This window comes from Streptacidiphilus sp. EB129 (genome assembly GCF_041262645.1).
Taxonomy (GTDB): Bacteria; Actinomycetota; Actinomycetes; order Streptomycetales; family Streptomycetaceae; genus Streptacidiphilus.
Genome location: NZ_JBGCCS010000004.1, coordinates 252667 through 265507, shown reverse-complemented (window position 1 = coordinate 265507; position 12841 = coordinate 252667). Strand labels below are relative to the sequence as shown.

The window sequence follows — 12841 nt, the reverse complement described above, 5'->3', positions numbered from 1 at the left end:
GAGTCGTTCCTTGGACAGCGCCCAGGCCACCGACACCGATCACGCCGCCGCCGACGCCGGCGCCGACCAGGGGCCTCCCTTAACCCCCGCGCCGCCCTCGCTGGGCACCCGGGTCCGCTCCGCCGCCCGGTGGAGCCTGGTCAACACCGTGGTCATGCGACTGGGCAACTTCGCCACCGGCATCGTGCTGGCGCGCTTCTTCCTGGGCCCGGCCGCCTGGGGCGTCTACGGCATCGCGCAGACCGTGCTGCTGGTGCTGCTCTCGGCGAACGAACTCGGCGTCGGCCTGGCCATCGTTCGCTGGGACGGGGACGCGCGGCGCTTCGCGCCGACCGTGCTCACCCTCAGCACGATCTCCAGCTGCCTGCTGTACCTGGCGGTGTTCGCGGCCGCGCCGACCGTGGCCGGGCTGCTGGGCTCGCCGGACGCCTCGGGCGTGCTGCGGGTGCTGTGCGTGTGCGTGGTGCTGGACGGGCTCTCGCAGGTCCCCGCGGGCTTCCTGACCCGGGAGTTCGCCCAGGGCCGGCGGATGATCATCGACGCGGTCAACTTCGTGCTCAGCACCGGGGTCACGCTGTTCCTCGCGGTCTCCGGCTGGGGTGCGATGAGCTTCGCCTGGGGGTCGGTGGCCGGCAACGTGGCCGCCCTGATCGGCTGCTGCCTGGCCGCGCCGGGCACGCTGCGGTTCGGCTGGGACCCGGAGCAGGCCCGGGCGCTGCTGCGGTTCGGCCTGCCGCTGGCCGGGGCCAGCCTGCTGGCCCTCGGCGTGGTCAACGTGGACACCATGGTGGTCGGCTCGACCCTGGGCAAGGTGGCGCTGGGCTTCTACGTGCTGGCGTTCAACATGTCCGGCTGGCCGGTGCGGGTGGTCTCCGAGGCCGCCCGGCGGGTGTCCTTCGCCGGTTTCTCCCGGCTGGTCGGCGACCCACGTGCGCTCTCCGACGGCTTCAGCCGCGCGCTGGGGGTCCTGGTCACCGGCACGGTGCCGCTCTGTGTGCTGCTGGCGGTGCTGTCCGGTCCGGTGGTGCACCTGATCTACGGGACCGAGTGGCTGCCGGCCGCCACCGCACTGCCCTGGCTGATGGTCCTCGGCCTGATCCGGATCGGCTGCGAGCTGGCCTACGACTGCCTGGTAGCGCTCGGACAGCGCCGGTCGCTGCTGCTGGCCCAGGGGCTGTGGCTGGCCGCGCTGATCCCGGTCCTGGTGGTGGCGGCCAGGAGCCACGGCATCGTGGGCGTCTCGGTGGGCCATGTGCTGGTCGCCGGCGGCCTGGTGGTGCCGGTGTTCCTGGTGGCGCTGCACCGCGGCGGCATCAGTGTCGGATCGATCGTCCGGGCCTGCTCATGGCCCTTCCTCGGCGGCGCCGTGATGGCTGCCGTCATCCTCGTCCTCCAGCGGTGGATCGGCGACAGCCGGCCGGCGCTGCTCGCCCTCGGCACGACCGGCCTGCTCGGGTACGCGGTGTGCGTGCTGCCCAGCCGCAGGTTCCTGCAGGGTCGCCTGGCCCGGCACCGAAGGAGCAGATGACCTCATGGCAAGAAGACACACGCCGGCCCTGCTGGTGGGGACGGTGCTGGCGGCCGCGCTGATGGTGGTGCTGGCCTTCTGCTCCGGCAGCGGGATCCACAGGGAGGCGGGCGGCTGCCCGACCGGCGCGGGCGCCTGCGTGCCCAGCGGATCCCCCGCGGGCTCGGCCCCGCCCTCCGGCGCGGTCGGCGGCGACGCGGCGCCCGGCGGCTCCGGCAGCACGGGCCGCAGTGCCACGGCCGGTGCGGGCTCCGGCAGCGCCGCCCCGACCGCGAACTCCGCCGTACCGCCGGCGCACTGCGCCGGCCCCGGCGCCTGCGGCTTCCCCGACGCGAGCACCACCGGCGCACGGATCCCGCTCACCCCGCACACCACCGGAGCGCTCAGCATCCACGCCGACGGCACCGTGATCAGCGGCTGGGACATCACCGGCTCGCTCGACATCTACGCCAACAACGTGACCGTGATCGACAGCCGGATCACCTCCACCAACTGGTGGGGCATCAACCTGAGGGCCGGCTACAGCGGGCTGCGAGTGCTGCACACCACCATCACCGCCGTCCCCGGCAAGGGCCAGGACAACGGCGGCGAGGACTACGCGGTCTCCAACATGGGCGGCAGTTCCGTCGAGGTCGGCTGGAGCGACATCTCGGTCTTCGGGGACGCGCTGTCCATGGGCCAGGGCTACCTGCACGACAACTACGTGCACGACATCACCCCGTTCAAGAACCTCGGCGGCGAGTGGCAGCACACCGACGCGGTGATCAGCGACGGCGGCAACAGCGGCACCCTGGTCATCCGGCACAACACCCTGCTCAACCCGGTCAGCGCCGACCAGGGCGCCTCCGCCAGCATCGGCCTGTTCGCGGACACCGGCGTGGTCGCCAACAGCGTCGTCGACGACAACTGGCTGGCCGGCGGCGCCTACGCGCTCTACGGGGGGAATACCGGCGCCCGGGGCATCCAGGTCACCGGCAACGTGTTCTCGCCCCAGTACCACTCCAGTTGCGGCGTCTACGGCACGGTCACCGCCTGGAACACCGGCGGGGCCGGCAACGTCTGGAGGAACAACCGCATGCAGGACGGCACCCCGGTCAACCCAGGGCCCGCCTCGTGATCCGGCGCCTGGTGCGGGCGCCGCGGCGGCTGCTCGGCTCGGTGTTCGGCTGGCTGGTGCTCTACGAGGCCAGGAACAAGGTGCTGCTGGCGCCCTCGGCGCTGCGGCTGCGCCGGATCGAGGACGCCGAGACCCGGCGGCTGGCCGGCACCCTGCCAGGCCCGCCGACCGCGCTGGTCGCCACCGTGGTGCCGACCCACCGCCGCCCCGAGGCGCTGCTGGCGGCGGTCCGCTCGGCGCTGGCGCAGACCGTCCGCGACCAGGTGGTGATGGTCGTCGACGACGGCGCCGGACTGCCCGAACTCCCGGACGACCCACGGCTGTTCGCGGTGTCGCTGGCCCGCAACACCGGCACCGCCGGGGTGGTCCGCAACGTCGGCATCCGGCTGACCCGGTCCCGGTACGTGGCCTTCCTGGACGACGACAACCTCTGGGAGCCGGACCATCTCGCCCTGGCCCTGGAGGCGCTGCAGGCCCCCGGCGGCCCGGATGCCGTCTACACCGCGCTGCGCCGGATGCTCCCGGACGGCAGCGAGCGGGACGTGCTGTCGGTGCCCTTCGACCGCCGCCGGGCCGCCCGGGAGTCCTTCCTGGACACCAACGCCCTGGTCGCCCGCCGCACCCGGAGCCTGCACTTCAGCCGGCTCCGGCGCACCCCCGAGGTCCTCCCCCGCGAGGACTGGGAGCTGGTCCACCGCTACAGCCGGCGGCACACCGTGCGGCACCTGCCGCAGCCCACGGTCCGCTACCTGGTGAATCCGGAGAGCTTCTACAGCGACTGGACCACTCCATGACGAACCATCACACCCCTTCGAAGTCAGGTGGTTGAACCGATGCCCGGCCCCCGCGCGCTCCGCAACCGATTCGTCGACGCACCCGGATCGGTGGGCGAACGCCTCCGCGTCGCCCGCTGGGAACGGTTCCGGCGCTGCTTCCCCGACATCGGGGACATGAGCGTGGTGGACCTCGGCGGCACCGCCGAGATGTGGCTGCGCGCCCCGCTGCGCGCCAAGCAGGTCCACCTGATCAACCTGGAGCAGCACCCGGCCGACCTGCCGGACTGGATCACCGCGGAGAACGCCGACGTGACCGATCCGGAGGTGGCCGCCGCGCTGGGCAGCTACGACCTGGTGTTCTCCAACTCCACCATCGAGCACGTCGGCGGCCACAGCCAGCGCCGCCGCTTCGTGGCCGCGGTCGAGTCGCTGGCGCCCCGGCACTGGATCCAGACGCCGTACCGCTACTTCCCGGTGGAACCGCACTTCGTGGCGCCCGGCTTCCAGTTCCTGCCGCTGGCCGCCCGGGCCCGGCTGGTGCGGCACTGGCCGCTGGTGCACAGCCGTCCGGGCAGCCCCGAGGAGGGGATGGACGCGGTGGTCAACATCGAGCTGCTGACCCGCGCCGAGATGCGCTACCTCTTCCCCGGCTCGGTCCTGCTGGACGAGAAGCTGCTGGGTCTCACGAAGTCGCTGACCGCCGTACGGGCCGGCGACTCGGGCTAGCCGGGCGTCGGACCGGGGGTTTCGCGCAGCCGGGCGGGGCTGAGCAGGGCCGCCGCGGCCGCCCGGCTGGGCGCCTTGCCCAGCACCGCCCGCGAGCTCTCCCGCAGGAGCACCGCCGCCCAGAAGGCCGCCGTCGCCGCCGCCCCGTTGCGGCGCCGGTAGAGCCGGACCCGGTTCAGCGTCAGCAGCGTCCACAGCCGGGGCGAGACCCGGGACTCGCCGCCGAGATGGTCCGCCCCGGCCTCCGGCTGCAGCCGGGTGACGTAGCCGCGGTCGCGGGCGCGCAGGCAGTACTCGGTCTCCTCGGAGTAGAGGAAGTACGACTCGTCCCACCGGCCGCAGGCGTCCAGGCACTCCCGGGACAGCGCCATCAGCGCCCCGGTCGCCCAGTCGGCCCGGGTCCGGCCGGCGTAGGCGACGGGGTCGGTGACCAGTTCGCTCCAGTGCCGGAACCGGCCGGCTCTGCGGTTGCCCAGCACCGCCTCGCCCAGCGCCCTGGTCACGCTGGACTCCCGGCGCAGCGAGTGGATCAGGGTGCGCTCCTCGCCCTCGTAGAGCAGCGGCACGCTGATGCCGACCCGGGTGCCGTCCGGCTCGGCCGCGCCCAGGGCGTCCACCATCAGCCGGGCGCAGCCCGGCCGCATCCGGATGTCGGGGTTGCAGACCACGGCCGCCCGGAAACCGCCTTCCCGCTGCGCGGCGTCGAGGGCGGCGTTGACGCCGGCCGCGTATCCGGCGTTGCGGCCGGTCTGCACGACGGTGGCGTCCGGGGCGAGGGAGCGCAGCAGGGCGACGGTGCCGTCGGCCGAGTCGTTGTCGGCGACCACCAGACGCCAGTCCAGGCCGTCCATCCCGGCCGGGAGGGAGGCCAGGAAGTCGGGGATCACAGCGGCGCTGTTCCAGGTCACGGCGAGGACGACGACGGGGCCAGCGGTCTGGGTACCACCGGACATCAGGACTCCACGAGTTGGGGTTCGGCTGCGGTCGTGTGTGCCTGCGCGGGGACGCGCGGGGTGGGCGCGGTGCGCGGGCCCGGCGCTCCGGGCGACCCGGGCTCGGCGGCGGGCGGTGGCGGGGACTCCAGCCCGGCCGGAGCCGGGGCCGGTCCGGCCGCCGCCTCGCGCCGGACGAAGCCGAGGTAGCTGCCGCCGGCGCCCAGGGTCAGGAAGAACATCCCCGCGAACATGGGGAAGCTCAGGGCGTCGAAGGTGGCGCTGATGACCATGCCGACCAGGGCCGAGGCGAAGAAGGCCTGCCCCAGCTCACGGTCGGACTCGGTCCTGGCCAGCCGGCGGATCGCGCCGCCGTGGTGGATCCCGGTGACGAACAGCGTGAGCAGCGCCAGCAGCCCCAGCGCGCCCATCTCGGCCAGGGTGAGCATGTACTGGTTGTCGGTGAAGAAGTACAGGTCGGGCGTGAAGGTGCCGAACCCCCGTCCGAACAGCGGCCGTTCGGCCAGGTAGGGGGCGATCTCGGCGTACTTCACGGTGCGTGCCTGGGTGCTGCTGTCGGAGTTGGACAGGAAGGTGGAGAACAGCGTGACGATGGTCCCGATCAGCCCGGGGATCATCACCTTCAGCACCCCGACGCCGGCGATCAGCAGCCCGATCGCGGTCCAGCGGCGCTGCGGCCGCCAGCGCGGCAGCATCACGAGGGCGACCAGCAGCGCGCCGATGATGGAGGTCCGCGACACGGTCAGCGGCAGCGCGCCGGCCATGATCACCACCGGCCCCCAGCGGCGGAACAGGCTCGCGTGCCGGCGCACCGGGTCGAGCGCCTGGTGGATCGCGAAGGGCACCAGGATCGCCAGCATCCCGCCGAACTCCAGCGGTTGGGCCGTGGTGGAGCGCGGCCGGGTGAACGAGCCCCGGTCCATCGCGGTGATTCCGGTGACGCTGGCGTGCAGGCCCGGGATGTTGATCGAGTCGGCGATGTTGCTGGCGGTGAAGAAGTCGTAGTAGCCCAGTGCGGCCACCACCGTCCCCAGCACCACCAGCCGGCGCATCAGCACGTCCAGCCGGCTGCGCTCCTGGATCCCCGCCGAGGTGAGCACCACCAGCGACACCCAGACCAGCAGCCCGATCAGGCCCCGGTCGGCGCCGAGCACCTCCTCGTGCGAGCTGTCCCTGGTCGCGTCGGCGAGGTAGGCGAGCAGCACCGCGGCGCTGAGCACGCACATCGCCAGCCGCGCCGACCGGGTCCCCCGGGCCGGGACGATCCGGCCGCACAGCCAGGTCGCCAGGTACCAGAGCAGGCCGAGCAGGGCGAACACGTTGGCGGGGGTGCCGACGCCGCCGAGGGCCGGCAGGGCCAGGTCCGAGGGGATGAAGAAGGCGAGCACCAGATAGCCGGTGAGGACGGTGGTGGAGTCCAGCCGGCGCCGCAGCAGCCCCCGGCCCTCCCTGGCCGCCTTCGGACGGCCGGCCTTCGGCGCCTTCCCGCGCCGCCGCCCGCCCCCGCGCCGCGCCCCGGCCACCGCCTCGGCCCCGAAGGCCAGCAGAAAGGCACTGGTCAGCCCGCCGATGACGACCGCCGCCACGTCCTGGAACTTGCTCTTGGTCTGCGACACCGGCGTCTGCGGCAGCACCACCGGCGCGGTGACCACCAGGTACGCGGATGGCACGGAGGCGGCCGCCTGCAGGGCCTTCAGCTGCTGGCCGGCGAAGTCGGTGAGCACGTTGGTCTCGTGCAGCACGTTCGGCCGGCTGGTGCCGGTGACGGTCAGGGTGAGCAGCGGGCCGGAGGTGTTGGCGGCGAAGCCGACCGTGTAGCGGTCGGTGACGCCGAGGCTCACCAGGTCCAGCGCCGAGTCGCTGGAGGACAGCGTCCTGATCAGCACGTCCGCGGTGACCACCAGCGAACCGCCGGCGTTGGAGATGGGGTTGCCGTAGCTCGGGGCCAGCTTGGCCACCGCGGTGGAGTCCAGCAGGGTGACCGAGCTCTGCGACTGGTAGGACACCGGGACGGTCCGGTCCAGGTACAGGCCGGCCAGCAGGCTGAGCACGGCGACCGGCAGCACCAGATACCAGCGCCTGCGCAGCACCGCATGGATCTCGCTGAGGCTCACAGACCCTCCCCCGGATCGGTGGCAGAACGCATCTGCGCCTGACAGTATCGGTTCTGACGGAAGGAATCCCGGTGTCGCCTGCTGCTGTCGTGCACGCGCTGCTCCGCCGCTGGTACGTCCTGGTCGTGGCGCTGCTGCTGACCGCGGCCGGTGCCTACCACCAGCTGCGGCCCGCCCCGCTGTACCTGAGTTCGGCCGTGGTGGTGGTCCGGCCGCCGGTCACCGGCAACCAGCCGAACCAGCTGGCGAACCTGCAGCCGGCCGTCGCCGCGGTCTCCTACGCGATCGTCGAGCAGCTCCAGTCCCCGGCCGGCGACACCGAGTTGCGGGCCGCCGGGGTGCAGGGGACGTACCAGCTGATCCCGCGCAACAGCGGCACCAACGCCACCCCGCACTACCTGATCCCCTCGCTGCAGGTGCAGACCCAGCTGGGCGACCCGACGGTGGCCGACGACTCGGTGCAGCGGATCATCCAGGTCTACGCGGCGCATCTGCAGGCCCTGCAGGACACCCAGGGGATCCCGAAGGCGTCCCGGATGACCCCCGACGTGGTGGTGGCGCCCAGCGCCGCCGAGGTGCACGGGACCAGGAGCCGCTCGCTGGCCGCGGTGGCGCTGCTGGGCTCGGTCGGCGGGGTGCTGGCCGCACTGTGGACCGACCGGTTCGCGCTGGGCCGGCGCCGCCGTCGCGATGCGGGCGGGCTGGGCGCGACGGCCCTCCCGGTCTGAGCGCGCGGCGCACAGCCTGCCGCAGCGCTGGTCGTCGCGCCCCTGGCCGCCACGCCACGGGGGGCCGAACCGCCGCCCGGCGCACCGCGGTTCGGTGCGGCACCGCGCCCCGGGACGGCAGCGCCGTTCAGCGTCCCGATGGTGAGTCCGCATCAGATGCCGCGTCGCTTCCAGGACTCCCACCAGAGCCACTCGCGGCCGCGCTCGGCCACCGCCGAGAGCACCAGCGGCTGCAGGTAGGGCATGGTCCGCGCGCCGATCCGCTGCCGCAGCCGCAGCGCGCGGTACTCGGGCAGCCGGGCGAAGCCGGGCAGGCACTGCTCGGCGAAGTCGACCAGCTCCTGCACCGGGACCACCTCGGTGCGGCCCCGGTCGTAGGCGCGGTAGGCGCGGCGCAGGGCGAAACGCGCCAGCCGGGTGTGCACCGCCGTCGACAGTTCCCCGGCCTGCGGCAGCCGGTCGGCGCACTTGTCCAGCACCGACTCGTAGGCCACCAGCCGCTGCCGCAGGTCGTCGAGCTGGCCGCCGAAGTCGGTGGTGGACATGTTGTTGCCGTGCACCCGGTAGAAGGCCTGGTCGGCCCCCTTCACATAGCCGACGTCGGCGTGCGAGGCGAGCCGCATCCACATCTCGATGTCGCCGGCGTGCGGCAGAGCCGGGTCGTAGCCGCCGACGGCGCGCTGCAGGCTGGTGCGGACCACCACCTCGGGTGAGGTGATGCAGCCGGTGCCCTCGCGGAAACGCCGTTCCAGCCACCACTGCCCGGGGTAGACCACCGAACCGGTGCCCCGGGTGCGCGCGGCCGGCAGCGGTCCGCCGTGCTGGAAGCGCAGCGGCCGGCCGTAGCAGAAGCCGGCCTCCGGATGGGCGTCCAGCAGCGCGGCCGCGCGCACCAGCGCCCCGGGGACCAGCCGGTCGTCGGCCGAGAGCAGCGCGACGTAGTCGCCGTCGGCCCACTCCAGCAGGCCCTCGTTGTAGGTGGCGATGTGGCCGCGGTTCTGCTCGTGGACCAGGACCTCGATCCTCGGGTCGGCGGCGGCCAGCTTGCGGGCGACCTCCGCGGAGTCGTCGGGCGAGGCGTCGTCGATGATCAGCACCCGCACGTCCAGGCCCTCCTGCTCGTCCAGGACGCTGCGCACGCAGTCGGCGAGGAAGTGGCCGTACTTGTAGCAGGGGATCACGACACTGAGGGTGCTCATCGGTGGGAGAACCAATCCCCGGGCCGCCTCGTGCGGAGGCGGCCCGGTGGGTACGGGTGGGACGGAGCGGGTGTGCGCGGTCAGACCAGCACCGGCACCGCCGATCCGCGGCGCTGGCCGAGGCCCTCGCCCTTCAGACCGGTGCTGGGGACCCAGCCGCCACCGGAGGAGGGACGCGGCTTGCCGCCGGGCGCGAGCTTCGTCTTGTTGGTGCTGGGGTTGTAGGGCTTCTTGGTCACCGGCACCGTGATCTCCGAGGTGCCGGGGGTGCTGACCTTGGTGGTGCCGGTGACACCGGCCACCGCACGGGTCTGCATCGCCGCCGGTGCCGCCGGGGCGGTGGTGCTGAACAGCGGGCCGACCCAGTAGTTGGCGGAGCCGGAGCTCCCGGTCGGGAAGGACGAGGCGCTGCCGTACTGGTAGACGCCGTTGGAGCTGCCGCTGACGTCGGCCGGGGCGAGCAGCGGGTAGGAGAGGTGCGCCCCGGCGAAGTAGCCGCCGTCGACGGCGTAGTTGCCGTTGGGCGCGTGGTAGGAGACCACGTAGTTGGTGCCGGCGGTGATCGCCACCGGGGTGGCGAAGTTGAGCGTCTGCCAGCCGGAGGCGGTCTCACCGGTGAAGGTTCCACTGGCGAGCAGGGTGCCGGTGTTGCTCCACAGGCTGCCGGTGTGGGTGCCGGTGTTCCCGGTGCCCTTGTAGAAGGTGACGCCGGTGACGTAGCCGGCCACCGAGGACTGGAACCGGGTGCCGAGTTCCAGCGAGTTGGCGTCGCCGGTCTCGTCGAGGGTGGCCGGGACGGTGCTGCTCGGCCACAGCTGGCAGGGGCAGTTGACCGCCGGCGGGGTGGGACTGGTGGTGAAGGTCCACGTCGTCGGCGCGGTCATGGCGTTGCCCCACAGGTCGGAGGCCTGGACCGACGCGGTGTAGGTGGTGTTCAGGGCCAGCTCGGTGGAGGGGGTGAAGGTCGCGGTGTTGGTCGCGCTCCCCATCCCCGCCGTGCCGGGCACCGCCTTGCCGCCGGCGTCCTTCAGCGTGAACACCAGCGTGCTCGTGTCGATGGCCTCGCTGAAGGTGACCGTCACCGGGGCGGTGATGGACTGGTTCGCGGAACCGAGCGTCGGCGAGGTCGCGGTGACCGACGGCGGCACGGTGCTGACCGCCGAGGTGTCCAGCACCGCGTCCACCCAGTAGTTGCTGCCGCTGGACGCCGAGGACGGGAAGCCGCCGCCGGAGCCGTAGTGGTAGACGCCGTTGCCGCCGTCGGTGCCGGACTGCAGTGCGGTCAGCGGGGCGAGCCCGGCGGCTGCGTTGCTGAAGTAGCCGCCGTCGTAGGAGTAACCGCCGCTGGGTGCGTAGTACCCGGCGACGTAGGTGGTGTTGGGCTTGACCGGAACCGGGGAGGCGAAGTTCAGCTGCTGCCAGCCGGTGGCGGTCTCGTTGGTGAAGGTACCGGTGGCCAGCAGCTGGCCGGTGCCGCTCCACAGGCTGCCGGTGTGCGTGCCGACGTTCGCCGCCGACTTGTAGAAGCGCACGCCGGTGATCGAACCGGGCACCGTGGTGCGGATCTTGACGCCGAGTTCGAGGGCGCTGCCGTCACCGCTGTTGACGGTGCCGGGCACGGCCGAGGCCGGCCACACCGTACAGGGGCACTGCTGCGGGCCGACGGTGAGCGGGACCGTGGTGACCGCGCCGATGTTGACGCTGTCGTCCACGCCGCGCACCTGGATCTGCGCCGAGCCCGTGGTGGTCGGGGTCCAGGAGTAGCTCCAGGAGCCGACCCCGGTGGCCGGGTTCCAGGTCGCGCCGCCGTCGGTGGACACCTCCACCCGGGCCACCACGGCGCCGGAGGCGGCGGACGCGGTGCCGGTGATGGTGACCGGCTTCAGCGCCGGGACGGTGAGGCCCGAGGCCGGGCTGGTCACGGTGACGGTCGGGCCGGTGGTGACGGCCGAGGCGGTGGCCGCGACCAGTCCCGACTGCAGGGTCTGCGGCTGGATGCCCATGTCCGCGATCAGGTTGACGGTGGCCTGCTGCATCCGCGGGTCCGCGGTCACCACCGTGGCGTTGGGGTCGGAGGTGGGCACGTTGGTCAGGCCCCAGGACCACTGCACCGTGCCGGTGCCGAACACCAGCGCGTGCGAGGTCTGGTCGCGGAACTCGACCAGGCTGTGCGTGGCGGTGCCGTTGCCGTAGGTGTTGCCCCAGTCCAGCCGGTAGGTGCCGTTGGTGACGTTCACCGTGGTGGAGGAGAGGTCGATCTCACCGGTGGGCCTGCTGGCGTTCGGCAGGTCGCTGTCCCACTCGTAGCCGAGGGTGCCGGTGGGGAAGGTGGCCACCTGGGTCGGGCTGAGGTTCGCCACCGAGGTGTTCCGCCACAGTCTCAGCTTGGCGTAGGTCCCCGGCACCGTGATCGCGTCGCTGCGGTAGCCGTTCACCTGGAACAAGGAGCCGGTGAGGATGTTCTCCGGTTGGTACGGGGCGCCGTTGGCGGTACTGCCCGGGTCCATCCAGGCGCCGGTCCAGACGCCGCTGGGGTCGGGCACCCCGTCCGGCGCCGGAAGCTCCAGCTTGGTCATCTTGTAGGTGACCAGGGTGCGGTTCGGGGTGTTGCTGCCGTCGGTACTCGGCGCCAGCCGGGTCTTCCAGAACACCTCGTTGCCGCTGAAGAAGGACTCGTTGACGCCGGCCTTCCGGGCCGCCAGCACATTGTTGTACTGGTCCTGGTTCCAGTACTCGTCGTGGCCCGAGGACATGAACATCTTGTGGTTCAGCAGTTCCGGGCCTCTGGTGGACACGTCGATGCCGGAGAGGTAGCTGACGTCGTAGCCGTTCTGCTCCAGCCAGGAGATCATCTCGAACTCCGAGCCGTAGACGCCGTTGTCACCGCCGATGTCCAGCGGCCGGTTGTAGCTGACCTGGTAGGCGCGGCCGTCCGGAGCCGGTCCGGTGCCCTGGTAGAGGTTCTGGCCGCCCCACTGGTTGTAGGCCTGCCAGGTCTCGTCGTCGGTCTGCACCACGACGTCGGAGTGGCTGGAGTCGTTGCGCACCACGAACGGGTAGGGCATCACGCCGTTGCCGTCCGCCTGGTCGAAGTTGGCGATGTAGAGGCCGGAGACGGCGTCGCTGGGCACGGTCCAGCTGGCGGTGACCGGCCAGGCGCCGCAGTCGACCAGCCCGGTGGTCTTGTCGGAGGCGCAGTTCAGCGGCTTGCCGTCGGGCACACCGTCGGTGACCTTGAAGTCGGGCGTGCCGTTCACGGTGCCGTCGGTGGTGAAGTTGGCGGGATAGGTCGCCGAGGCCTGGGCCGCGGTCGACAACTCGCGGGCGCCGTCCCCGCCGTAGTAGCCGAGCCGGTAGACCTCGACGTGGTAGGGGATCGGCGACTGGACCTTGAACTGGACGGTGTCACCGGCCTGGTAGCTCTGCTGGTCGGTGAACCCCTCGACGTTTCCGTAGGCGTTGGGTGAGAACCAGCTCGACATCGGGCTGCCCGGCTTGGAGTTCTCGCAGACGACGGGGTTCATCCCGCTCCCGCACGGGTCGGCCGCCGCGTGGGCCACCCCGGCCGCGGGCAGGACCGCGGTGATCAGGGCCGCGACCAGGGCGAGCAGGGCGCCCTGAATCGTGCCGATTCTTCTGTTGTTGTGCATCGCAACCTCTCAGGTGGAGCAAGAAGCAATATCTGACTCGGCGCCAATGG

The 12841-nt window shown here is 72.3% G+C and carries 9 protein-coding genes; 5 read left to right on the top strand and 4 right to left on the bottom strand.

The window, feature by feature from the left end; genetic code table 11:
* The first annotated feature begins 10 nt into the window (after nucleotides 1–10).
* Genes ABH925_RS07405 through ABH925_RS07390 form a run of 4 tightly spaced genes read left to right on the top strand, consistent with a single transcriptional unit; the run spans nucleotide 11 to nucleotide 4147 of the window.
* Complete coding sequence (locus tag ABH925_RS07405; RefSeq protein ID WP_370146258.1) at nucleotides 11–1528, top strand: oligosaccharide flippase family protein; 1518 nt, start codon at nucleotides 11–13, stop codon at nucleotides 1526–1528.
* 4 nt (nucleotides 1529–1532) lie between these two features.
* Nucleotides 1533–2645, top strand: a complete 1113-nt coding sequence (locus ABH925_RS07400) for a hypothetical protein (RefSeq protein WP_370146257.1) — start codon at nucleotides 1533–1535, stop codon at nucleotides 2643–2645.
* Nucleotides 2642–3439, top strand: coding sequence for a glycosyltransferase family 2 protein (locus ABH925_RS07395; protein WP_370146256.1), 798 nt, complete (start codon nucleotides 2642–2644; stop codon nucleotides 3437–3439). The genes ABH925_RS07400 and ABH925_RS07395 overlap by 4 nt, the downstream gene beginning before the upstream one ends.
* Before the next feature lie 39 nt (nucleotides 3440–3478).
* Nucleotides 3479–4147 carry a class I SAM-dependent methyltransferase gene (locus ABH925_RS07390; protein WP_370146255.1) on the top strand — a complete coding sequence of 223 codons (669 nt, stop codon included), beginning with the start codon at nucleotides 3479–3481 and terminating at the stop codon, nucleotides 4145–4147.
* On the opposite strand, the gene ABH925_RS07385 is transcribed toward ABH925_RS07390, so the two are convergent.
* Entirely contained in the window at nucleotides 4144–5100 is a 957-nt protein-coding gene (locus ABH925_RS07385; RefSeq protein WP_370146254.1) for a glycosyltransferase, read from the bottom strand. The two genes, ABH925_RS07390 and ABH925_RS07385, sit on opposite strands and share 4 nt — an antisense overlap.
* Nucleotides 5100–7214: an O-antigen ligase family protein gene (locus tag ABH925_RS07380; protein ID WP_370146253.1), complete on the bottom strand. Its 2115-nt coding sequence runs from the start codon at nucleotides 7212–7214 to the stop codon at nucleotides 5100–5102. Before ABH925_RS07380 ends, ABH925_RS07385 begins: the two co-directional genes overlap by 1 nt.
* A gap of 71 nt (nucleotides 7215–7285) precedes the next feature.
* Between ABH925_RS07380 and ABH925_RS07375 the strand changes: the two genes are divergently transcribed.
* Nucleotides 7286–7942, top strand: coding sequence for a hypothetical protein (locus ABH925_RS07375; RefSeq protein WP_370146251.1), 657 nt, complete (start codon nucleotides 7286–7288; stop codon nucleotides 7940–7942).
* Nucleotides 7943–8094: 152 nt separating this feature from the next.
* Here the strand turns inward: ABH925_RS07375 and ABH925_RS07370 are convergent, their stop codons facing one another.
* Nucleotides 8095–9141 carry a glycosyltransferase family 2 protein gene (locus ABH925_RS07370; RefSeq protein ID WP_370146250.1) on the bottom strand — a complete coding sequence of 349 codons (1047 nt, stop codon included), beginning with the start codon at nucleotides 9139–9141 and terminating at the stop codon, nucleotides 8095–8097.
* Nucleotides 9142–9221: 80 nt separating this feature from the next.
* Nucleotides 9222–12791 carry a DUF4082 domain-containing protein gene (locus ABH925_RS07365; protein WP_370146249.1) on the bottom strand — a complete coding sequence of 1190 codons (3570 nt, stop codon included), beginning with the start codon at nucleotides 12789–12791 and terminating at the stop codon, nucleotides 9222–9224.
* Nucleotides 12792–12841 lie beyond the last annotated feature (50 nt).